Below are 22,562 nucleotides of genomic sequence, written 5' to 3'. Positions count from 1 at the left end.
CATGGGTTCGATGACGGATGCCGTCAGGGGCTTCGGCGTGACGTTCTCGCACATGTTCAAGAAGACCGTCACCACGCACTACCCGGAGAAGCCGGACCCGACGGCCCCGCGTTACCACGGCCGGCACATCCTCAACCGCTACCCGGACGGCCTGGAGAAGTGCATCGGCTGCGAGCTGTGCGCCTGGGCCTGCCCGGCGGACGCGATCTTCGTCGAGGGCGGAGACAACACCGACGAGGCGCGTTTCTCGCCCGGTGAGCGCTACGCGTCCAACTACCAGATCAATTACGCCCGGTGCATCTTCTGCGGTCTGTGCATCGAGGCCTGCCCGACCCGCTCGCTCACCATGAGCAACGAGTACGAGCTGGCCCGCGACAACCGGCAGGACCTGATCTTCACGAAGGAGCAGCTGCTCGCGCCGCTGCTGCCCGGCATGGAGCAGCCGCCGCACCCGATGCGGCTGGGCGACACCGAGAAGGACTACTACCTGGGCGCCCCGGCGAACCCCGGTACGTCGGCGGGAGCTGAGACCCGATGATGCTTTCGACTCAGGTGCTCGCCGCCGCGGCCGAGGTGTCCGGCGGGGAGAAGTGGACCTTCTTCCTGCTGGCCCCGCTCGCGGTCATCGGCGCGCTGGGCATGGTGATCGCGCGCAACGCGGTGCACTCCGCGCTGTGGCTGGTGCTGACCATGCTCAGCCTGGGCGTCTTCTACATCGTGCAGGCTGGTCCGTTCATCGGCATGGTGCAGATCATCGTCTACACCGGCGCGATCATGATGCTCTTCCTGTTCGTGCTGATGCTGGTCGGCCGCGACGCGTCCGACTCGGTGATCGAGACGCTGCGCGGTCAGAAGGTCGTCGCGATCCTGCTGGGCCTGGGCCTGGCGGGCCTGCTCGGCACCGGCGTCTTCCAGGCCACCCGGGACATGCCGGTGGCCGGCCTGGACAAGGCCAACGTGCACGGCAACGTGCAGGGCATCGCCCAGCTGCTGTTCGGCCCGTACGTCTGGGTCTTCGAGGTCACCTCGGCGCTGCTCATCACGGCGGCGGTCGGCGCGATGCTGCTGGCCCACCGCGAGCGCGAGAAGGGCGAGCGGGTCGGCCAGGTCGCGCAGATGAAGGCGCGCTTCGAGCCGGGCAACTACCCCGGCCCCAAGCCGGGCCCGGGTGTCTTCGCGAACTCCACCTCGGTGGCCACCCCGGCGAAGCTGCCGGACGGCACCCCCGCCGAGCGGAGCATCTCGCCGATCCTGCCGACGCGCGAGCTCACCTCGGCCGAGATCGCCAACAAGCACACCGAGGGGAAGTGACTCGATGACCCCCATGTACTACATCGTGCTGTCGGCTGTGCTGTTCAGCATCGGCGCCGTCGGCGTGCTGATCCGGCGCAACGCCATCGTGCTGTTCATGTGCATCGAGCTGATGCTCAACGCCGCGAACCTGGCCCTGATCACCTTCGCCCGGATGAACGGGACGCTGGACGGCCAGATCATGGCCTTCTTCTCGATGGTGGTCGCGGCAGCGGAGGTCGTCGTCGGTCTGGCCATCATCATGTCGATCTTCCGCACGCGACGCTCGGCGAGCGTCGACGACGCGAACCTGCTGAAGTACTGAGGCGGAGATGCAACCAACTCTGATGCTCGCGGAGGCGGCACAGGCGCCCGTCGTCTACGCCTCCGCGACCGGAATCCTTTCCTACATGTGGCTGCTGATCGCCGTTCCGGCGGTCAGCGCCCTGATCCTGCTCACCACCGGCCGCTGGGCCGACAAGTGGGGCCACTGGCTCGGCTGCGCGGCGGTGCTGTTCTCGTTCGTGCTCGGCGCGGCCATGTTCTTCGAGCTGCGCGACCTGCCCAACCGGGCGGTGCAGCTCGACCTGTACAGCTTCATCCCGGTCGGCTCGCTGCAGGTGGACTTCGGGTTCCTGTTCGACCCGCTGACCGCCTGCTTCGTCCTGCTGATCACGGGCGTGGGTTTCCTGATCCACCTGTACGCGACCGGCTACATGGCCCACGACGAGGGCCGTCGCCGCTTCTTCGGGTACTTCAACCTGTTCATCGCGGCGATGCTGCTGCTGGTGCTCGGCAACAACTACGTGATGCTCTACTTCGGCTGGGAAGGCGTGGGTCTCGCGTCCTACCTGCTGATCTCCTTCTGGTACGGCCGGCCGTCCGCGGCCACCGCCGGCAAGAAGGCGTTCATCATGAACCGCGTCGGTGACGCGGGCCTGGTGCTCGGCATCTTCCTGATGTTCGCGCAGCTCGGCTCGGTCAACTACGACGTGGTGTTCAGCAACGCCGGCCTGCTGCCGAGCACGACGATCCTGGTGCTCGGCCTGCTGCTGCTGCTCGGCGCGTGCGGCAAGTCCGGCCAGTTCCCGCTGCAGGCGTGGTTGCCCGACGCGATGGAGGGCCCGACCCCGGTCTCGGCCCTGATCCACGCCGCGACGATGGTGACCGCCGGTGTCTACCTGATCGCCCGCTCCAACCCGATCTTCTCGGCGAACCTGACGCTGCAGACGGTCGTGGTCAGCGTCGGCGCGCTCACCCTGCTGCTGGGCTGCATCATCGGCTCGGCCAAGGACGACATCAAGCGCGTGCTCGCCTGGTCGACCGTGTCGCAGATCGGCTACATGTTCCTCGGCGTCGGGCTGGGCGGCGGCGCGTACGCGCTGGCCATCATCCACCTGCTGGCGCACGGCTTCTTCAAGGCCAACATGTTCCTCGGCGCCGGCTCGGTCATGCACGGCATGAACGACCAGGTGGACATCCGCCGCTTCGGCGGGCTGTGGAAGTACATGAAGATCACCTGGCTCACCTTCATGATGGGCTGGCTGGCGATCATCGGCATCCCGCCGCTGAGCGGCTTCTTCACCAAGGAGCCGATCATCGTGGCCGCCTTCGCGCGGCCCGGCTGGACCGGCTGGCTCTACGGCTTCGCGGCACTGATCGGCGCGGGTCTCACCGCGTTCTACATGACCCGCCTGTTCATCCTGACGTTCCACGGCCCGAAGCGGTGGACCACCGCCAAGGAGGGCTCGGTCGACCAGCACCCGCACGAGTCCCCGCTGGTGATGACGATCCCGCTGATCTTCCTGGCGCTCGGCTCGATCTTCGCCGGCTGGCTCATGGCCTCCCCGGTCGCGGAGTGGCTCACCCCCGTGCTGGGCCCGCCGGTCGAGGAGCACCCGACGACGCTGTCCCACACCACCATCACCATCCTCAGCCTGGCGCTGACGGTGGCGGGTGCGGGTCTGGCGTACGCGCTGTTCAACAAGGGCACGGCGCTGGAGCCGCAGCCGGCCGGCGCGCTGGTCACGGCCGCCCGCAACAACCTCTACACCGACGCCTTCAACGAGGCCGTGTTCGAGAAGCCGGGCAAGTGGTTCACCCGGGCCCTGGTCTTCGTCGACAACAAGGGCGTGGACGGCCTCGTCAACGGGCTCGCGGCGCTGGTCGGCGGGGGTTCGGGCAGGCTGCGGCGGCTCCAGACCGGCTTCGTGCGGTCGTACGCGCTCTCGATGCTTCTCGGCGGGGTGCTGGTGCTCGGCGCCTTCGCCGCGGTGCAGCTCGGCTGGATGGGATAACGATGAAATACCTGTCAATCCTGACCCTCGCGCCGCTGATCGGCGCGCTGACGGTCGCGTTCGTCCCGCGAGCCAAGCCGGAGCTGGCCAAGCGGCTGGCACTGATCTGGTCGATCGTGGTGCTGGCCGTGGGCGTGGCGACCTGGGTCGCGTACAAGCCCGGCGGCCCGCGCCTGCAGCTGCAGGAGTCCTACACCTGGATCCCGGCGTGGGGCGCGAAGTTCAGCTTCGCCGTCGACGGCATCGCCCTGGTGATGATCGCGCTGATCGCGCTGCTGGTGCCGCTGGTGATCCTGGCCAGCTGGCACGACGCGGAGAAGAGCAAGCGCAGCGTCCCGGCGTACTTCGCCCTGCTGCTGGCGCTCGAAGGCACCATGATCGGCACCTTCACCTCCGCCGACGTGCTGCTGTTCTACCTCTTCTTCGAGGTCATGCTGGTGCCGATGTACTTCATCATCGGCTCGTTCGGCACCGACGTGCCGGCCAAGCAGCGCCAGTACGCCGCGGTGAAGTTCTTCCTCTACTCCCTGGTCGGCGGTCTGCTCATGCTGGCCGCGGTCATCGGCATGTGGGTCTACGGCGGCCACACCTTCGACTGGCAGACGCTGACGAACGTGGAGTTCACCACCACCGTGCAGCGGTGGCTGTTCCTCGGCTTCTTCATCGCGTTCGCCATCAAGGCGCCGTTCTTCCCGTTCCACACCTGGCTGCCCGACGCCGGCGGGGCGGCTCCGGCCGGCGCCGCGGCGCTGCTGGTCGGCGTGATGGACAAGGTCGGCACCTTCGGCATCCTGCGCTACTGCCTCCCGCTGTTCCCGGAGGCGTCGCGCTGGTTCGCGCCGTGGGCGATCGGCCTGTCGGTGATCGGCATCATCTACGCGGCGCTCGTGGCGATCGGCCAGAAGGACCTCAAGCGCCTGGTCAGCTACACCTCGATCGCGCACTTCGGCTTCATCGGCGTCGGCATCTTCGCCTTCACCTACCAGGCCGGCTCCGGCGCGGTGCTGTACATGGTCAACCACGGTCTCGCCACCGGCCTGCTGTTCCTGGTCGTGGGCATGTTCGTGGCGCGCCGCGGCAGCACCCTGGTGACCGACTTCGGCGGCGCGGGCAAGCTGCTGCCGGTGCTGGCGGGCGTCTTCTTCATCGCGGGCATGGCCTCGCTGGCGCTGCCGGGCCTGGCCCCGTTCGTCAGCGAGTTCCTGGTGCTCATCGGCACGTTCACGGTGAACAAGCCGGTGGCCGTCATCGCGACGGTCGGCATCATCCTCGCCGCGGCGTACGTGCTGTGGATGATCCAGCGCACCACGCAGGGCAACACCAACCCCGCGCTGCTCGACCTCGCGCCGATGAAGCGCGACCTGTCGCTGCGTGAGGGCATCGTGGTGGCGCCCCTGATCGTGCTGCTGATCGTGCTGGGCTTCTACCCGAAGCCGGTGCTCGACGTGATCAATCCGGCGGTGCAGGCGACGCTGACCGACGTGGTCACCCCGGAGCGGGCCGACCCGGCGCCCGCCACCTCCACTGTGGAAGCAGGAAAGTGACCATGGGCGAAGATTTTGTCGTCAAGTTGCCGGAGCTGGATTACGCCGCCCTGGCGCCGATGCTGATCCTGTTCGGCGCGGCCTGCCTCGGGGTGCTCGTCGAGGCGTTCGTGCCGCGCCGGGCGCGCAACACCGTGCAGCTGGTGCTGGGTCTGCTGGCCCTGGTCGCCGCGCTGGTCGCCGTGCTGAGGCACGCGCCGGACGTGACCGACGCCAACGCGCTGACCGGTGCGCAGTCGCTGTCGATCGACCAGGCGGGCCTGTTCCTGCAGGGCGCGATCCTGGTGCTCGCCATCGTCGCGCTGCTGCTGTTCGGCGAGCGCACGCTGGAGAACGGCGGCCCGTTCGTGGCCCAGGCCGCGATCACCGTCGGCTCGGACCTCGACCGCCGGCAGGCGGCCAAGGAGTCGGGCGCGACCGAGGTCTACCCGCTGGCCGTCTTCGCCGTCGCCGGCATGATGCTCTTCGTCACCGCGAACAACCTGCTGGTCATGTTCGTGGCGCTGGAGGTCTTCTCGCTCCCGCTGTACCTGCTCTGCGCGCTCGCCCGGCGCAAGCGGCTGCTGTCGCAGGAGGCCGCGCTCAAGTACTTCCTGCTCGGCGCGTACGCCTCGGCGTTCTTCCTGTTCGGTCTCGCGATGATCTACGGTTTCGCGGGCGCGGTCGACTTCCGGACGATCCACGCCTCGGTGACCGACTCGACGAACAGCCCGATCCTGCTGTTCATCGGCCTCGCGATGCTCTCCATCGGCCTGCTGTTCAAGGCCGCCGCGGCGCCGTTCCACGTGTGGACGCCCGACGTCTACCAGGGCGCGCCGACCGCGGTCACCGCGTTCATGGCGGCCTGCACCAAGGTCGCCGCGTTCGGCGCGCTGGCCCGGGTGCTCTACGTCGGCTTCGACGGGCTCGGCTGGGAGTTCACGCCGGTGCTCGGCGTCATCGCGGTGCTGACGATGCTGATCGGCGCGATCCTCGCGGTGACCCAGACCGACCTCAAGCGCCTGCTGGCCTACTCGTCCATCGCCAACGCCGGCTACCTGCTGGTCGGTGTGCTGGGCGGCGGCAAGCAGGGCCTGAGCAGCATGCTGTTCTACCTCGTGGCGTACGGCTTCCTCGTGATCGCGGCCTTCGCGATGCTCACGCTGGTCCGTGACGCCGACGGGGAGGCCACGCACCTGGCGCGCTGGGCGGGCCTGGGCAAGCGGTCGCCGCTGTTCGCCGGTGTCTTCACCTTCCTGCTGCTGGGCTTCGCGGGCATCCCGCTGACCAGTGGTTTCGTGGCGAAGTTCGCGGTGTTCGGCGCGGGCATCAACGGCGACCAGACCTGGCTGGTGCTCTTCGGCGTGCTGAGCAGCATCATCCTCGCCTTCCCGTACCTGCGGGTCGTCGTCATGATGTGGCTGAGCGAGCCCGGTGAGACGACCCCGAGCGTCTCCATCCCCGGCATGCTGACCTCGACCGCCCTCATGATCGGCGTCCTGGTCACGCTGGTGCTGGGCGTCTGGCCGAGCCCACTGCTCGACCTGACGACCGACGTGTCCAACTTCATCCGGTAGGTAGGCGTAAATCCGAGGCTCCCCCCACGACCCGTTCACTGGGCATGGGGGGAGCTTCGATCATGTGAGAGCCATGTGGCATCGTGAGGACGTGGTGAGCAGCGTGAACGGTCGTACTGCCCGGAGCACCGGTGTCCGGTTCGAGGACCCTGCCCTGGAAGCCTCGGTGATGGCGCACCTGGCGTCGGTGGAGGACCGCCTGCGCGAGTGCGTCGAGTCCGCGGACCCCTTCGTCAGCGAAGCCGCCAAGCACCTGATGGAGGCCGGCGGCAAGCGGTTCCGGCCGATGCTGGTCGCGGTCTGCGCGCACTTCGGCGACCCCGCCGCGCCCGAACTCGTGGACGCGTCGACGGTGCTGGAGCTGACCCACGTCGCCACGCTCTACCACGACGACGTCATGGACGAGGCGCTGGTGCGTCGCGGCACGCCCAGCGCCAACGCGCGCTGGGGCAACTCGCTGGCCATCCTCGTCGGCGACTTCCTCTTCTCCCGGGCCGCGGAGCTGGCCGCGGGCCTCGGCCCCGACGCGGTGCGCATCCAGGCGCAGACGTTCGCGCAGCTCGTGCACGGCCAGATCGCCGAGACGGTGGGCCCGCGCGACGCCGACCCGGTCGAGCACCACCTGAAGGTGCTCGACGGCAAGACCGCGTCGCTGATGGCGACCTGCGGCACCTTCGGTGGCATGTTCTCCGGCGCGTCCCCCGCGGTCACCGCCGCGCTCACCACGTACTGCGAGACGCTGGGGCTGGCCTTCCAGCTCTCCGACGACCTGCTCGACATCTCCAGCGAGTCGACGGACTCCGGCAAGACGCCCGGCACCGACCTGCGCGAGGGCGTGCCGACGCTGCCCGTGCTCTACGCGCTGGCCTCCGACGACAGCGACCCGGCCGCGGTGCGGCTGCGCCAGATCCTGGCCGACGGCCCGGTCACCGACGACGCGCTGCACGCCGAGGCGCTGGAGCTGCTGCGCGACAGCGTGGCGCTCAAGCGGGCCCGGGAGACCGTGCGGGGTTACGCCGAGCAGGCCCGCGCCCAGTTGCAGGGCCTGCCGCGCAACGCGGCCCGCGAAGCGCTGGAGTCCCTCTGCGACGTCATCGCCGACCGCATCAGCTGAGTTGCCGGCGCCCGCCTCCGGCGGGCGCCGGGTTCGGCCTCTCAGCCTCCCTTACCCTCCGGGCGCTCGCCGCTGCGCGGCTTCCGCGCCTGTCGGGTGCGGTCGGCGGCCGAACCCGGCGGTCGTCGCGGTCAAGGCCGCCGTGGTCGTTGTCGGCGGATTCGCGCATCTCAAGTGTTCGCGACGAACGCCAACCGTCCGGAATGGATCGAAGGATTTCGTTACGTCGGGGCTCTTCACGTCAGGCGTGCATTTGCATATCGTAGGTGCGACTGCATGGAGGTGACGGTGCGAGACTCAGCGGTTCCGCCATCGGACATGGTCAGCAGCGTGGCGCGAGCGCTGCGGGTGCTGGAGGTGGTGGGCGAGTCGCCCACCGGGCTGTCCCCCAAGCAGATCGCACGCCGGTGCGACATCACCATCGCCGCCGCGTACCGGATGCTGCGCACACTTGCTCACCAGGGTTACGTGATGCGCCGCGCCGACGGGGCGTACACGCTGGGCCTGGCGGTCGCCGACCGCTTCCGTGAGCTGGTCAGCGCGATGCGCGGACCCGCCGAGGTCGGCACGGTGCTGCGCCGCGCCAGCGCGGAGATCGGCTACAGCCACTACCTGGGCAGCTTCGTCGACGGGCGGATCGCGATCACGGCCGTGGCCGAGGGCTTCCGCTCGCCGCACGTCGAGGACCTGGTGCCCGGGTTCGACGAGGGCGCGCACGCGACCGCGCTGGGCAAGAACCTGCTCGCGACCCTCGACCAGGCGCAGCGCGAGCGCTACCTCAAGGAGCACGGCATGCGGGCCTTCACCCAGGCCACGCTGCGCTCGCACACGGCGCTCGACGCCGACATCGCGGCGGGCATGCGCCGCGGCATGCAGGTGGAGATCGGGCAGTTCCGCCCAGGGGTGGCCTGCGCGTCGGTGTCCGTGCAGACGGCCGGCGACCTGTCGCAGCGCTTCGTGGTCGCCTGCGCGCTGCCGGCGGTCGACCTGGTCAAGCAGGCGCCGATGATCCGGGAACGGCTGCACGGGACCGCCCGTACCCTCCAGGCGGCCCTCAACGCCCCGCTGACGGCCACACACGGCGCTGCCGCGGCCTGACCCACCCTGGCACCGCTCAGTCGGACAGGAAAAGGCAGAACGGGTGGCCGGCTGGGTCGAGGTAGACGCGGACGTCGTCCTGCGGCTGGAAGCCGGCGAGCGTCGCGCCGGCGGCCACCGCGTGAGCACCGGAGGCCGCCAGGTCGTCCACGGCGATGTCCAGGTGCACCATCATCTGCGGTTCGCCGGGACCCGCCGGCCACACCGGGCGCACGTACACGGACTCGGTCTGGAAAGACAGGCCCGGCCCGCCGCCGGGGCCGCGCAGCTTGACCCAGTTGGGTTCGTCCTGCTCCCGGGTCCAGCCGAGCAGCCGCTCATAGAAGGCGGCCAGCGCCTGCGCGTCGGGCGAGTCCAGCACGATGCCGGACAGCTCCAGCCGGGGCGTGTTCTCGGTCATACCGGGCAGCCTAGACGCCGAACGGCGCCCGCGGCCCGAAGGCCGCGAGCGCCGCTGGTGAGACGTGGGTCAGCTGCCGACGGGGCGGCCGTCGAGCCGCCACACGCCGACGATGCCCGGCTTGGCGTAGTCGCCGTCGGGCCAGGTGCTGGCCGGTGAGTCCATGGACGCGCCGCTGATCTCGCCCGGGTGCTGCGGGGCGACGAACACCGTCTTGTTGTCCACGCTGATGAACGGGCCGCAGGCCTCGGCCCCGCGGGGCACGGTGAGGAACTGCTTGAGGTGGCCGGCCTCCGGACCGCTCAGCGCGGTCGCGAACAGGCCGTCGTTGGACAGCAGCGCGTTGCCGTCGGTGGAGATCCACAGGTTGCCCGCGCCGTCGAACGCCAGGTTGTCCGGGCAGGAGATCGGCGAGACCTTGGTCTTGTCGTACCCCATGAAGTAGGTCGAGGGGTCCGCCGGGTCGCCGCAGACGATCGGGACCGCCCAGGTGAACGTGGTGCCGGTGTGGTCACCGCCGTTCTCGGTGATCTCGAAGATGTGCCCGTGCTTGTTGGCGTTGCGCGGGTTGGCCTCGTCGGCCGGCGCGTTGCGGCCGCCGGTGGTGCCGCGGGCCGTGTTGTTGGTCAGCGCGGCGTAGATCTTGCCGGTGACCGGGTTCGGCTCGACGTCCTCCGGGCGGTCCATCTTGGTCGGGTTGACCAGGTCGGCCGCGAGGCGGGTGTGCACCAGGATCTGCTCGACGGTCCAGCCCGGCACCATCGGCTTGTTGTCCTTGACCAGCGGGATCCAGACGCCGGTGCCGTTGAACGCGCCGTCGCTGGGCAGCTTGCCGGTGCCGTCGATCTCGGCGGCGCTGGTGTAGCCGAGCTGCGCCACGTACAGGTCGCCGGACTCCAGCAGGGACATGTTCTGCTTGCGGGCCCAGTACGAGTTGCCGCGGGTGAACTTCTTGTGCGACACGAACTTGTACATGTAGTCGTGCCGCTCGTCGTCGCCCATGTACGCCACGACGTGCCCGCTGTCGGCCACGATCACGTTCGCGCCCTCGTGCTTGAACCGGCCCAGCGCGGTGTGCTTGCGCGGGGTCGAGCCCGGGTCGAACGGGTCCACCTCGACGATCCAGCCGTGGCGGTTGATCTCGTTCGGGGTCACCGCCAGGTCGAACCGGGCGTCGACCCGGTCCCACTTGCGCGAGCCGCTGGGATAGCGGGCCGTGGTGGAGACGCCGTACCGGGCCAGCGAGGCCTTGGCCTCCTCCGGCGCGCCGTCGCCGCCGACGAAGTACTGGTTCCAGTTCTCCTCGCCGGACAGCACCGTGCCCCACGGGGTCACGCCGCCCGCGCAGTTGTTGAACGTGCCGATGACCTTCCTGCCGGTCGGGTCCGCGGCCGTCTTCAGCAGCGCCGAGCCCGCGGCGGGGCCGGTCACCGCGAAGACCGTGGACAGGCCGGTGATGCGCCGGTTGTACGACCGCCGCCCCTTGCCGACCACGACCCACTGCCCGGTGCGCCCGACCCGCTCCAGCTCGACGACCGACATGCCGTGCGCGGCGATCGTGGCCTGGATCTGGTCGGTGGTCAGCGCGTCCAGCCCGGCGAAACCGGGGAACATCAGCTCTTCGTTGGTGTACTCGTGGTTGCAGACCAGCAGCGCGCGGTCGCCGCCGCGGCCCAGCGGCAGCACCGCGACGAAGTCGTTGTTGTAGCCGAACTGCTTCGACTGGGTGGCCGCGCTCTGCTTCGCCGGGTCGAAGTCCGCCGCGCCGGGCACGACCTCGTCACCCCAGCGGATGATCACGTTGTGGTCGTACCCGTTGGGCACCACCAGGTTGTCGAGCGTGTTCGGGGGGATCGGCGAGAACGTCAGCGCGGTCGGCTTGCCCGTGCGGGTCAGCGTCTCCACCGAGAACTCCTCGGCCGCGGCCGCCTCGCCGGGCTCGGCGAACGCCGGGGACGCGGCGGTGGCACCGGCCACCGCACCGGCGAAGCCGAGCGCGATGGCGCCGGCCGAGCCGGCCTTGAGCATGCCGCGCCGGGACACCTCGGCCTGCACGACGTCGCCGAAGTACTCGTTCGACGACGTGTTCGGGGCGGGGTGGTCACAGGCGTTGCCGCAGCGGTACAGGCAGGTCATGGACGACCGGCTGCCTCCGCTGTGGCCGTCCCCGCCGAGCAGGGGGAGCCGGCGGCGGGATTCGTTCATGGGAGTTGCCTCCATACGTCGGGTCGACAGGTTGTGCCGTCGTCCGGAACGTAGGTAGCCCGGGTGAGCCGCGCTCATCCCATGGATGAACCCCACATGAACACCACCAGGCAGCCGCGCCGCCCCGCCCCGCCCCCGCGCCGCAACTCTTAAAGAGTTGCGGCATAAGCGGAGTCGTGAGGGCGCGACTCTTTAAGAGTTGCGGCAGGTGGGGGCGGGTCAGGCTCGGCTTGCGGCCAGTGGAGCAGCAGCCGACAGGCGGGTACGGCGGGCGTTGCGCAGGCCGTCCCAGGTGAAGACGGCGAGGGCGAGCCAGACCAGGCCGAAGCCGAACAGGCGGGCCGGTGGCATGGGCTCGTGGAAGGCGAACACACCGAGCGCCAACTGCAGCGTCGGGGCGACGTACTGGAGCATGCCGAGGCCGGTGAACGGGATGCGGTTGGCGGCTCCGGCGAACATCAGCAACGGGATCGCCGTGATCACGCCCGCCGCGGCGAGCAGCAGCGTGTGCCCGGTGCTCACCTGGCCGAAGGTCAGGTCGCCGGAGGAGGCGAGCCAGCCCATGGCGGCCAGCGCGGGCAGGGTGAGCACCGCGGACTCGACGAACAGGCCGTCGGCCGGGGGCAGGGCCAGGCGCTTCTTGGTCAGGCCGTACAGGGCGAAGGAGCAGGCCAGGATGAGGGCGATCCACGGCGGGTGGCCGTAGTCGACGGTCAGCACGAGCACCGCGACGGTGCCCACACCCACCGCGACCCACTGTGCGGCGCGCAGCCGCTCGCCGAGGACGACCACGCCGAGCACGATGACCACGAGCGGGTTGATGAAGTAGCCGAGCGACGTCTCCACCACCCGGTCGACGTTCACGCCGTAGATGTAGGTGCCCCAGTTGACGCCGATGAAGATCGCGGCCAACGTGATGCCGCCGACGGTGGCGGGCTTTCGCAGCAGCTCGGCGATCTGCCGCCAGCGGCGCACCACGGTCAGCAGGAGCACCATGAACAACGCCGACCAGGCGATCCGGTGGGCCAGCACTTCGACTGGGCCGGCGGGTTTGAGCAGCTTGAAGTACGCCGGGAAGAAGCCCCACAGGGCGTAGGCGCCGAACCCGTACAGGTAGCCGAGGCGAAGCTGACTCACCTACCAATGGTAAGGGGAGGCCTCGCCTCGGCTCCTGACATGTGAGCCAGGTCGCTCAGCTGGTGAGAAGACTCAGTCCTCGATGAACCAGTTCAGTGCCCAGCTGGTGAGACCGACGACCAGCGCGCCGAGGATGGCGGCGGGCCAGAAGTCGTCGACGTGGAACGGCACGTCCAGCAGGCCCGCGATGAAGCTGGTCAGCATGAACAGCGCGCCGTTCACCACCAGCGCGATCAGGCCGAGGGTGAAGACGTACAGCCCGCAGCCGACCATCTTGACGATCGGGCGGATGAACGCGTTGCAGAGGCCGAAGATGACCGCGATCGCGACGAACGTGCCGATCTTGCCGAGGAGGGTCTCGGCGGTCACGCTGATGCCCGGCACGAGCATGGTCGCCACCCAGACGGCGGCGGCGCTGGCGGCCAGACGGAGGAGGATGCCCATGGTGCGGCATCGTGCCACGATTCGCCCCGGTGCGCACCCCCCGGCCGGGCCGGTCAGCGTCCGTTCTGCTGGGTCGCGTTGATCAGCTGCTGCTCGTAGCCGGTGGTGCTGAGCGCGGCCCAGCGCACCGAACGCCGGTGCACCACGCCGATCATGCCGGGCTGGGCACGCGACAGCCACGACTCCTGGTCGCGGCTGAGCCCCAGCACGGACACCGCGACTGCTGCCTCGGCGGGCTGCAACGGCTGCAGCAGCGCCAGGTCGGCGCGGCCGAGCACGTCCACGTCCACCGGGGACAGGTCGTCGCGCACCACCAGTGTGCTGTGCCACGGGGTGCCCGGCGTGCGGTCGGCGGCGACCGGCCCCGCGTCGACGATGCTGAGCAGTGGGCGCAGCGGGGTGCCGGGCGGCACGTTGACCGGGCCGGGGGCCATGACGGCCAGCGGCGCGCCGGAGCCCAGCCCGCGGCTGAACGGCTCCCACGCCCACGGACGGGTCGTCTGGACCAGCACGTACGCCCCGAGGGCCATCGCGCGCACGGCGACGACCTGGGCGACGGCGACGCCGCCGATCAGGACGACGCGGGTCGCCTCGGGACGGAACAGCCGGAAGGAGACCGGCTCGCTGTGCCGGTTGACGCCGATCATGAGTCCGCTGCCGCCGTACGGCGTGGCCAGCGCGGCGACCGCGGCCGGACGCCGGGCGACGCCGCCACGGCCGCCCGCGCCGAGTTCGGCGGGGCCGGGCCCGGCCAGCGGGAGGGTGGCGGTCAGGCCGTCGAACTGCTGGCCGTCCAGGCGGCGGGCCTGGGCGTGCTCGGTGGCCAGCAGCTGGCGCAGGGCCGTGCCGGCGTTGCCGAGGGAGGTGTGGTCGGGCGCGGTGAGCCGCACGGTCAGCTCGGCCTGCAGGGTGGCGCCGCCGTCGGCCCAGGGGCCCGCGGTCAGCGACACCGAGACCGTCGTGGCGGGCAGCCGCAGCAGGCGCGGCAGCAGCGCGTGGGCGGGGTCGGGGTGCGGCGCCGGCCAGCGCTCCACGGCGTACGAGCTGGCGTAGAGCCCGCCGATGTGCAGCGCGGACCAGCCCTCCTGCGCGGCGGTGGTCCCGTCGTGCCCGGCCGCCTCGGCGAGCGCGCGCAGCGCCGCGACGTCGCCGAGCAGCCGGTGCGGCACGTCGCCCAGCTTCGCGCGCACCTTGCGTACCGCGCCGGTGAGCGCACGTTCCAGGTCGGCCTCCGTCCAGCCTTCGGCCCGGTGCACGCGCACCACCAGCAGGGCGCGCTCGTTTGCCAGCAGGCGTCCGCTGGACAGCTGGCGGTAGGACGAGGCCGCGGGCGACGAGCCGTTGGCGGCGTTGGCGTGCAGCAGCAGTTGCAGCCGCACCGGCGGGGTGTCGGCTGCGGGGGCGGGCAGCAGCGTGGCGGGCGAGGGCAGCGGGTGCCAGGCGCGGGCCGGCATCACCGCCTGGTCGCCGAGTTCCAGCAGCACGCAGGTGCCCAGGGCGTCGGTGAGCGCGGCGCAGGACACGCCTTCGATGTCCAGCATGGACAGGCGGCTGCCGGGCGCGGCGGCGGCGAGCAGCTCGGCCGGGTCACCGGTCGGCTCGATGCGCCGGCGGCGGTCGCGGTAGCGCAGGTAGACGGCGGTCCACTCGGACAGCCAACGCCCGCGCCAGCGGCCCCAGGCCAGCACCACGAGCGCGGCGGCCACGGGCACGGCGGGCAGCAGGAAGCCGGCGCCCGCCTGCGCGGCGGCCACCAGCAGCACCAGTGCCAGCTGCACGGCGACGATCTGGCCGCTGCCGAGCCCGAGGAACCGCCTGGCGGGCCGCGGGTGCGCGGCCGGTGCGGCCCCCTCGTCGATGGTGCGTGCCGTCGGCCCGGTCACCGTGTCGACCGTCATCGCGATAGCCTCCCCTAGGCTCCAGCTAGTGGCGGCCCTCGCGGTCCGCCCGGCGGCGGATCGCCGCGGACATCCACCGGCTGTACCGCCGCACTTCGCCCGGCTCATGGTAGAGCCGCAGGCTGACCCGTGGGGAGGGCCCATGCCGTCGAGACAGGACCAACTGCACTCGTACCAGTTCACGGTGCAGCGAGTGGTCTCGGCGCTGGTGATGCGCGACACCGATCCGGCGCAGGCGCCGTTTCGCCGCGCGGCCGGCGCGACGCTCGCCAGCATCCTGCTGGCCGTGGTCATCGCGGCCGGATACGGGGTGTACGGCGTGTTCAGCAACCGTGGCGACACCGGCTGGAAGGCCGACGGCACGGTCATCATCGAGGACGGCTCCGGCGCGCACTTCGTGTACCGCAACGGAAAGCTGCACCCGGCGCTGAACCTGACCTCGGCGCTGCTGGCCTCCGGCGCGACGTCGCCGAAGCTGGTGACGGTGGCCAAGAAGTCGCTTGTGGACGTGCCGCGCGGGCTCACCGTCGGGGTGGTGGACCTGCCGGACTCGCTGCCCGACCCGGGCGCCCTGCTCGGGCTGCCCTGGTCGATCTGCTCGGCGACCGAGGCCGGCAAGCCGGCGTCGGTGCTGGTGGTGGGTGACAGCGTGCAGGCCGGCAAGGGCCGGGTGATGGGCGGCGACGACGCGCTGTTCGTGCGCGCCGGTGACCAGATCTACCTGCTGTGGCACGGCCGGCTCTACAACGCCGACGCCGACGAGTTCGCGGACCTGGCCGGCGGCGCGCAGCCGATGGCCGTGCCGGCCGCGTTCGTCAACGGCATGCCCCAGGGCCAGCCGCTGGACGAGCCGCGAGTCGGCTCGCCGGGTGCGCGCTCGACCGTCAAGAACCTCAAGAACGGCCAGGTCATCAAGATCAAGGGCCTGGACGGCAAGTCGCACCAGTACGCGGTGGTCCGCGCGGACGGCCTGGCGATGATCACCCCGGTGCAGGCCGCGCTGCTGCTCGGCCGGTATCGGCAGAAGCACGACATCGGCCGGGAGATCGAGATCGACCAGACCGAGCTCGCCGAGTACGACAACTCGCCCGCCAGCCTGGTCCCGGACGCCAACGACCCGCGGCAGCCACCGGCGAACATGCCGACCATCGCCTCCTACGGCCAGGGCGCGCTGTGCGCGGTGACCCGCGACGACTCGAACGCCCCCGAGGTGCGCGTGGAGGTGCCGCTGGACCTGACCGGGCGCATCGCGACCGTGGCCCGCAGCGCCGAGGGCGGCGCGTACGCCGACTACGTGCTCGTGCCCTCCGGCCGGGGCGCCATCGTTGCCGCGGGCACCACGCTGAGCCTGGTCACCGACCAGGGCGTGCGCTACGACGCGGCCCGTCCCGACGTGCTGCCGATGCTCGGCTACTCCGACCCGGTGCCGCTGCGGCTGCCGTCGTCGCTCGTCGACCTGCTGCCCCCGGGGCCGGGTCTGGACCCGCAGACCGCGTCGGCCCAGCTGGCGCTCGGCTGAGCCGCGACGGGGTTATCCACAGGCGAGGGCTCCGGGCTGGCACGAGTCGACGCGGGACGCTACCGTCACCGAGACAGGCGCACCGCCGCCAATGCTCCGCATAGGACGGTGGATGCGTAACTGCACAAAGGGAATGGGGTGACGTACGACAATGGCGGAAACCGCCTCCGAAGCTGCGATCATGGCCTCGACCGCAGGCAAGTTCGACTCGGCCAACGACGACCTGCAGACCATGCTCAGCAGCCTGTTGAGCGAGCTGGAGATGCTGCAGACCAGTTGGGTTGGCCGGGCCGGCAGCTCCTTCGAGCAGGTCAAGATTGCCTGGTCGCAGGACCAGAAGGCACTGCACCAGGCGCTCGCTGAGACGTCGAAAGCGATCCGCACGGCCGGCCAGGAGTACAGCCGCGCCGACGAGGAGCAGGCAGGCCGGGTGGCCTCCAAGAACACCGGCGGCGTCTCGCTGAACCTGTAGCGCGGCAAATCACGGACCGAAAGGGGGAGGACCGATATGAGCAACGGCGACAGGCTCGTCGTCAATTTCGCCTCGCTGCATGAGGCGAGCGGGCACATTCAGAAAGCGCTGGGCAAGCTGGAGACCACGCTGAGCCAGCTGGAAAGCGACGCCGGGCCGATGGTGTCCTCGTGGAGCGGCGCCGCGCAGACGGCGTACCACGAGCGTCAGGCCAAGTGGCGTAAGGCCGCGGACGAGCTGTCCGCGATGCTGCGTGACATCAAGGGCGCGGTCGACGAGGCCGCCGTCCAGTTCAAGGACGCCGAGGACCGCAACACCCGGCTGTTCCACTGACCACGTCGCCGTGGCCCGGGGCGGGCGGCTTCCGCTGCCCCGGGCTGCGCGCGTAGCCGCTCAGGCCGCCGTGCCGGCCGGACGGAACCGGTCCAGGACGTCGCGGGTGATCGCGACGACCCGTGCGGCGTCCTCGGCCGACAGCCGGTTCTGCGCCGCGGCGAGCGCCTGCTTGGAGTCCATCGGGCGGAACGCCGTCTTCGACGTGCCCGAGCGCACGAAGCCGCGCTGGGAGTCCTGTTCCCCGGCCGTGGTCGCCGCGACGACCTGCGCGCGGGCCTGCTCGTCGAAGTTGAGCCCGAAGTGCGCGTACAGCGCCCCGAACTCCTCCTCCGGCCGCATCGCGAAGTCCTCGTAGCGGCGCACGAGCACGCCCGGCACGTGCCGGTGCACCCGGTCGACCACGTCGTAGACGACCCGCCACAGCAGCGCCGTGGTGTGGATCTCGTCCTCCTTGGCGGCGGCCTCACGCAGCTCGTCCACGTGGTCGGCGAGCAGGTCCCGGGTGAGCAGCGGCTGGCCCAGCAGCTCGTCGAGGCTGATGTGCCAGCCCAGCTTGCGGTAGCTGCCCACCAGCGACACCGGGTCGCGCACCAGCACGACCGAGCGCACCCCGAACTTCTCCGCCAGCCACGGCACCGCCATCAGGGCGTACGGGTCGTCGAGCATCGCGCGCCGGCCGCGCAGGCGACCGGTGGCGAACGCGGTCGCGTACTTCACCATCCGGGCGATGTCGTAGGGCGCGTGGTTGCGGCGCAGCTCGCGGCCGACGCCGTAGCGCAGGGCCAGGGTGCGGCGGAACGCGCGCAGCCAGACGTCCTCGTTGTCGGCGCAGATGTACTGGAAGCGATGCGTGACGTCGGCGTCGAGCACGCCCGGCGAGCGGCCCGGAGGGTGGCGCACGTTGAGCGGCTCGTTGACGTACACGACCTGCCGCCCGGCCTCCACCATCTTGCCCACCCAGCTCGTCCCGCTCCGGGGTAGCCCGGTGACCAGCAGTCCCGGCTGGGTCGCGCTCATCTGCTCTCCTTCGAAAACGGCAAACCGGTGACATGGCTGTCCCCCGGACATGATGGCCGCCGTCGCCGCCCGGCGGATCCTCCGTCGAGTCGGCAGTCGGCGACGCTCGGGCCCGACGTGGGCAAATGAGCCCCGAATGTCATGCTTCCGTCAGCTCCCGGCCGCTCGCCAGCGACGGCGGATGCCGTTGGGCAGCGCCACGGCCAGCGCGAGCACCAGGCCCGCCAGGATGACGCCGAGGCCCGCCAGCCACAGCGCCTGCGAGCGCTGCCGGTCGGCCCGGTCGGCCGCGGCCTCGGCGGCCGGGTCGGCGGGCCGGGGCGCCAGCGCGGCGGGGGTGACCCGGGCTGCGCCGTCGAGCACGTCGGTCACCGCCCGGACCGGGTTGAGGATGCCCGCGCCGTAGTCGTCGCTGTGCCGCCCACCGGGTGCCGGGTCGGCCGTGGCCAGCAGCCGCCGCCGCACCTGGGACTCGGTGAGCTTCGGGTACGCCTGGCGGATCAGGGCGGCGGTCGCGGCCACCATCGGGGCCGCGAAACTCGTGCCGCTCTCCTTGCCGTGTCCGCGGGTCGGGCGGGCCACGGTCACCTGGTCACCGGGGGCGACCAGGTCCACGTACGGCCCCGTCTGGGAGGCCCCCAGCCGCTGCCCCGCCTCGTCGATCGCGCCGACCCCGAGCACGTCGTCCCAGGAGGCGGGGTACGGCGTCGGATTGCCCTTCTGCTTGGCGTTGCCGACCGCGGCGATGACGACCACGTCTTTCGCGATGGCTTCGCGGATGGCGTCGTGGAGTTCGTCCAGCTTGTTCGCGGGGGTGTCGCTGTAGCTCAGCGAAAGGTTGATCACGCGGGCCTTCTTGGTCACCGCGTACCGGATCGCGGCGGCCATGTCCTTCACGTCGGCCTGGCGGGCGTTGCTCGAGTTCTCCTGCCCCCCGAGCGCCTCGCTCACCCGGAACGGCAGAATCTGCACGCCCGGGGCGATGCCGCGGAACTCCACCCCGGCCAGCGGCTTCGCGGCGATGACGCTGGCCACGCCGGTGCCGTGGCCGACGCAGTCCTGCCGCCCGTCCGTGCCCCCGCCGGACAGCTTGTCCTGGCCCGCCAGGACGTGCCCGCGCAGCTGCGGGTGGTCCTTGTCGACGCCTGAGTCGAGCACCGCCACGATCACGCCCGACCCGTCGATGCCGCTGGGCAGCGCGGACAGGTCCCAGCGCTGCTGCGGCCACGGCTTGGCCGGGATCACCGCGCTCGGCGCGAGCGGGCCGCTCGGGCAGGGGGCCGCGGTGGCGGGCGCTGTCGCGATGCCGACGACGGCGAACGTCGCCGCCACGCTGAACGCCACCGTGCGGGCCGCGAAGGCGACCTTCGGCCGGCTGCGGTACATATGTCGCCTCCCCAGGCCTGGTGTGGAGTCGACCGCCGCGGGCGGGCGGATACCCGCGTGGCTGAACCCCGGCGCAGATGTTACTGGAACGAGCCGACCTAGACTGCTGGTTGCGACACGCCTACGGCGCGCAAGGTAAGTTGTGACTCAGTACTCTCGCGGCAGCCAGGAGGTGAGCGCGTGATGGGTTGGGAGCCGGCCACCGATACCGAGATCGCGCTGCGTGACGCCCTGCGCGCCGGGGATCAGGAACTCTACTTCCGCATCCTCGGCCGTTCGGAACTGCTGCTGCCGGTCGCCGGTGACGCCGCATCCGCGCGCGGTCCCGCAGGCTGGGGCACCTGGACCGCGGAGAACCGCACCCACGTGCTCGCCTTCACCTCGTCCGCCGCGCTGCGGGCCTGTCTGGCCGAGCACGCCGGACCCGCGCGGCGCGTCCCGTTCCAGGAGCTGGCCACGTCGTGGCCCAACCACGAGTGGTGGCTGGCCGTGGACCCGGGTCTGCCGATCGAGGGATACCTGCCGGCCTGGTTCGTCACCCAGATGGTCCGTGGTGACGTGCGGATTCCCGGCGCGCCCGCGGTCGCCCGCGGCCGGCTCGAACGGCTGGAGGCGCTCGAACGCGCCAAGGCCGCCCGGACCGCGCCGCCGCCGATGCAGCCCCGCGGGCCGCAGCAGCCGCAGCCGGCGTACGCCGCACACCCCGACGAGGAGCTGATCCTCGACGCCGAGGTGATCGACGTCGAGGAGGTGCGCCCGGTCGCCGCGCCGAGGGTGCACACGCCACTGGCGATCGAGTCGCCGGTGACGGTTCCGCAGCCGCCCGAGCCACGGCCCACCGTGCCGGCGGCGCAGCCCGGCGGCCGGTTCTTCCCCGCCGACCCCGCCTTCTCCGCCGAGCCGGTCTCGCCCGCCGCCGCGCACACCTTCGTCTCGCCGGCCACCGTGCCGCCGCCGGGCATGGTGCCCGCGGCCGCACCGCCCGCACCGGCGGTGCCGGCGGCTGCGGTGCCGCCCGTGCCGGTTCCGGCTGCCGCGCCGCCGCCGGTCCCGGCCGCCGCGACCCCGTCCGCGGCCGAGCCCGCCGGACCTCCGCCCGCGGTGCGGCGCGTCGAGGGGTCGCTGTTCGAACCCGTCTCCGCTGCTCCGGCCGCTGCATACCCGCCCGCAGCCGAGGTGCCTTCGCCCGGCGCGCGTCCTGGCTCCGGGTCGCTGTTCGAGCCGGTGTCCACCGCATCCGCGCATCAGCCCGTCACCGCGCCGCCCGCGAGCGGACCGGCCGCGTCCACGCCCGGCACGGGCTCGCTGTTCGAGCCGGTGTCGTCGGCGGTCCCCGCAACCGACGCCACCGTGGCCGCCACGCCCGCGCCGGGCGCCGGGTCGCTGTTCGAGCCCGTCTCCGCCGCCGTGACGGTGCCCGAGGTCCCCGTGCCGCCGGTCCGGGAACCGGGTCCGCGCCACGAGCGGCCCGCCGGACCCGAGGACGACTTCACCCCGTCGAACTCCGTCGAGGAGCAGCTGCTCGAAGCGGCCGACGCGGGCAACACCGACGCCTTCCTGTCCACCCTGCTGCTCGCCACGGTGCTGCTGCCCGTGCCGGGCGGGCCCGGCGCGCCCCGGCCCGGTGAACCCGGTTTCACGTGGCAGCCGCGCGACATCGGCGGTGAGCCGCACATCGTCAGCTACACGTCCACGCAGACCATGCCCGAACCGGTCGAGTCGGTTCCGGTGCGCTTCGTGAAGCTCATCGCGACCTGGCCCGATCCGGCCTGGTCGTTCGCGGTGAACCCGGGCACCGCGGTCGGCGCCAGCCTGCCCGGCGACCAGCTGCTGGAACTCGCCCGCTGGGCGGCCGAGATGGGCCTCGGCGGCGACGAGAGCGAACCCGCCGTGACCACGCCGACGGCGGGCTCCGCGCCACCGCCCGCCCGGCGCGATCCCGAGATCACCGAGATGCAGAAGGTGATCGCCCCCAGCCAGATCGGCTACTACCTCGACCGCGGCTACGACCGGGTCTCCGGATTCGTGCACCGCGCCCGCGAGGTCGGCCACCTGCGCGGCGCGCAGGCCCTGCGCAGCGCGCTCGGCCTGACCTGGACGGGCTCGCCGTTCTCCGCCGACGACAAGGAGATCTACGTGCTGCGCTGGCCGGCCTACCGGCCCAGCCTGTACCGGATCCCGTACGGCGGGCAGCACGAGGCGGCGATGAAGGCCATGGAGGGCTGGGTCATCGAACGCGCCCCGTTCCGCGGCAACGGCTTCGCACCCGGGGAGAGCACCGAGATCATCGCCGAGTTCAAGGTGGACAGCGCCCGGCTGCCGCACGGTGCTCGCCTGCTGCGCGTGGACGCCGAGGGCAAAGAGGAGATGGTCGCGGTGCTCGACGCCGACGGGCCGCGCTGGCTGCGCACCGACGGGGGCGAAGAGTGATGCGTGACGGCTACATCGCCCGCTACCTGGGACGTGAGTACGAGGCCAGCCCCGACGGCGACACCGTGCGGCTGTACCGCCCCGAGCCCGCCGAGGGCTTCGAGGAGGTCCGGCCGGGCCGGTTCGTGCGGGTGGTGGCCGCGGCCGAGATCGACGACCTGGCGTACGTGCGCAGCACCTGCACCTGGCGCGGCCAGCCCTTCATCGTGCTGGCCGAGCACGACGCCTGGCTGCGCGTCGAGTACACCGGCGGCAAGGCCCCCGTCGCCGCCGAACTGGGCCTCGAAGAGTTCGACTACGGCGTCTACCAGGGCTGGGCCCCCAAACAAGACGTCACCGACCTCCGCGAATCCCGCCTCTGACCCCACCCCGGTTCGCAACTCTTAAAGAGTTGCGGCCAAACCCGGCCTCGGATGGCG

Annotated in this window: 20 protein-coding genes; 13 read left to right on the top strand and 7 right to left on the bottom strand. The window is 71.3% G+C overall.

Annotation, left to right across the window (positions count from 1 at the left end):
* Position 1: 1 nt before the first annotated feature.
* The 8 genes from nuoI to ACFQO7_RS13580 all read left to right on the top strand — a co-directional run bounded on the left by nuoI (position 2) and on the right by ACFQO7_RS13580 (position 8,899).
* Positions 2–538: an NADH-quinone oxidoreductase subunit NuoI gene (gene nuoI, locus ACFQO7_RS13615; protein WP_376806694.1), complete on the top strand. Its 537-nt coding sequence runs from the start codon at positions 2–4 to the stop codon at positions 536–538.
* The gene (locus ACFQO7_RS13610; protein WP_376806738.1) at positions 538–1,311 is read left to right on the top strand and encodes an NADH-quinone oxidoreductase subunit J; all 774 of its coding nucleotides are present in this window, start codon (positions 538–540) and stop codon (positions 1,309–1,311) included. Before nuoI ends, ACFQO7_RS13610 begins: the two co-directional genes overlap by 1 nt.
* A 4-nt stretch (positions 1,312–1,315) precedes the next feature.
* Complete coding sequence (gene nuoK, locus ACFQO7_RS13605; RefSeq protein ID WP_376806693.1) at positions 1,316–1,615, top strand: NADH-quinone oxidoreductase subunit NuoK; 300 nt, start codon at positions 1,316–1,318, stop codon at positions 1,613–1,615.
* Between the two features lie 7 nt (positions 1,616–1,622).
* On the top strand, positions 1,623–3,587 hold the full coding sequence (gene nuoL, locus ACFQO7_RS13600) for an NADH-quinone oxidoreductase subunit L (protein WP_376806692.1): 1,965 nt from the start codon (positions 1,623–1,625) through the stop codon (positions 3,585–3,587).
* A gap of 2 nt (positions 3,588–3,589) precedes the next feature.
* The gene (locus tag ACFQO7_RS13595; RefSeq protein WP_376806691.1) at positions 3,590–5,131 is read left to right on the top strand and encodes an NADH-quinone oxidoreductase subunit M; all 1,542 of its coding nucleotides are present in this window, start codon (positions 3,590–3,592) and stop codon (positions 5,129–5,131) included.
* 2 nt (positions 5,132–5,133) lie between these two features.
* On the top strand, positions 5,134–6,687 hold the full coding sequence (gene nuoN / locus ACFQO7_RS13590; RefSeq protein ID WP_376806690.1) for an NADH-quinone oxidoreductase subunit NuoN: 1,554 nt from the start codon (positions 5,134–5,136) through the stop codon (positions 6,685–6,687).
* Positions 6,688–6,760: 73 nt separating this feature from the next.
* Complete coding sequence (locus ACFQO7_RS13585; protein WP_376806689.1) at positions 6,761–7,801, top strand: polyprenyl synthetase family protein; 1,041 nt, start codon at positions 6,761–6,763, stop codon at positions 7,799–7,801.
* A 288-nt stretch (positions 7,802–8,089) separates the two neighbouring features.
* The gene (locus ACFQO7_RS13580) at positions 8,090–8,899 is read left to right on the top strand and encodes an IclR family transcriptional regulator (protein WP_376806688.1); all 810 of its coding nucleotides are present in this window, start codon (positions 8,090–8,092) and stop codon (positions 8,897–8,899) included.
* A 16-nt stretch (positions 8,900–8,915) separates the two neighbouring features.
* On the opposite strand, the gene ACFQO7_RS13575 is transcribed toward ACFQO7_RS13580, so the two are convergent.
* The 5 genes from ACFQO7_RS13575 to ACFQO7_RS13555 form a co-directional block, all read right to left on the bottom strand.
* Positions 8,916–9,299, bottom strand: a complete 384-nt coding sequence (locus ACFQO7_RS13575; RefSeq protein ID WP_376806687.1) for a VOC family protein — start codon at positions 9,297–9,299, stop codon at positions 8,916–8,918.
* Between the two features lie 69 nt (positions 9,300–9,368).
* Positions 9,369–11,504 (bottom strand): PhoX family protein, encoded by a 2,136-nt coding sequence (locus ACFQO7_RS13570; RefSeq protein WP_376806686.1) that lies wholly within the window; start codon positions 11,502–11,504, stop codon positions 9,369–9,371.
* Positions 11,505–11,723: 219 nt separating this feature from the next.
* Positions 11,724–12,641, bottom strand: a complete 918-nt coding sequence (gene rarD / locus ACFQO7_RS13565; protein ID WP_376806685.1) for an EamA family transporter RarD — start codon at positions 12,639–12,641, stop codon at positions 11,724–11,726.
* 72 nt (positions 12,642–12,713) lie between these two features.
* Entirely contained in the window at positions 12,714–13,085 is a 372-nt protein-coding gene (locus tag ACFQO7_RS13560; RefSeq protein ID WP_360535590.1) for a phage holin family protein, read from the bottom strand.
* A gap of 53 nt (positions 13,086–13,138) precedes the next feature.
* Positions 13,139–14,983, bottom strand: coding sequence for a type VII secretion protein EccE (locus ACFQO7_RS13555; protein ID WP_376806684.1), 1,845 nt, complete (start codon positions 14,981–14,983; stop codon positions 13,139–13,141).
* A 142-nt stretch (positions 14,984–15,125) separates the two neighbouring features.
* Between ACFQO7_RS13555 and eccB the strand changes: the two genes are divergently transcribed.
* The 3 genes from eccB to ACFQO7_RS13540 all read left to right on the top strand — a co-directional run bounded on the left by eccB (position 15,126) and on the right by ACFQO7_RS13540 (position 17,307).
* Entirely contained in the window at positions 15,126–16,502 is a 1,377-nt protein-coding gene (gene eccB / locus ACFQO7_RS13550; protein ID WP_376806683.1) for a type VII secretion protein EccB, read from the top strand.
* A 181-nt stretch (positions 16,503–16,683) separates the two neighbouring features.
* On the top strand, positions 16,684–16,974 hold the full coding sequence (locus tag ACFQO7_RS13545) for a WXG100 family type VII secretion target (RefSeq protein WP_239168027.1): 291 nt from the start codon (positions 16,684–16,686) through the stop codon (positions 16,972–16,974).
* Positions 16,975–17,010: 36 nt separating this feature from the next.
* On the top strand, positions 17,011–17,307 hold the full coding sequence (locus ACFQO7_RS13540) for a WXG100 family type VII secretion target (RefSeq protein ID WP_376806682.1): 297 nt from the start codon (positions 17,011–17,013) through the stop codon (positions 17,305–17,307).
* A 60-nt stretch (positions 17,308–17,367) separates the two neighbouring features.
* Here ACFQO7_RS13540 and ACFQO7_RS13535 read toward each other — a convergent pair whose 3' ends face one another.
* Positions 17,368–18,327, bottom strand: coding sequence for a sulfotransferase (locus ACFQO7_RS13535; protein ID WP_376806681.1), 960 nt, complete (start codon positions 18,325–18,327; stop codon positions 17,368–17,370).
* Between the two features lie 150 nt (positions 18,328–18,477).
* Positions 18,478–19,713 (bottom strand): type VII secretion-associated serine protease mycosin, encoded by a 1,236-nt coding sequence (gene mycP, locus ACFQO7_RS13530; RefSeq protein WP_376806680.1) that lies wholly within the window; start codon positions 19,711–19,713, stop codon positions 18,478–18,480.
* 183 nt (positions 19,714–19,896) lie between these two features.
* Here mycP and ACFQO7_RS13525 point away from each other — a divergent pair, with 183 nt between their 5' ends.
* Together ACFQO7_RS13525 and ACFQO7_RS13520 are read left to right on the top strand one after the other, a co-directional pair.
* Positions 19,897–22,143, top strand: coding sequence for an SseB family protein (locus ACFQO7_RS13525; protein ID WP_376806679.1), 2,247 nt, complete (start codon positions 19,897–19,899; stop codon positions 22,141–22,143).
* Entirely contained in the window at positions 22,140–22,505 is a 366-nt protein-coding gene (locus tag ACFQO7_RS13520; RefSeq protein WP_360535604.1) for a hypothetical protein, read from the top strand. The genes ACFQO7_RS13525 and ACFQO7_RS13520 overlap by 4 nt, the downstream gene beginning before the upstream one ends.
* Positions 22,506–22,562 lie beyond the last annotated feature (57 nt).

This window comes from Catellatospora aurea, from assembly GCF_042663325.1.
Taxonomy (GTDB): domain Bacteria; phylum Actinomycetota; class Actinomycetes; order Mycobacteriales; family Micromonosporaceae; genus Catellatospora; species Catellatospora aurea.
Note: the sequence above shows the minus strand (reverse complement) of the source record. Positions and strands in the feature narration are given on the sequence as shown.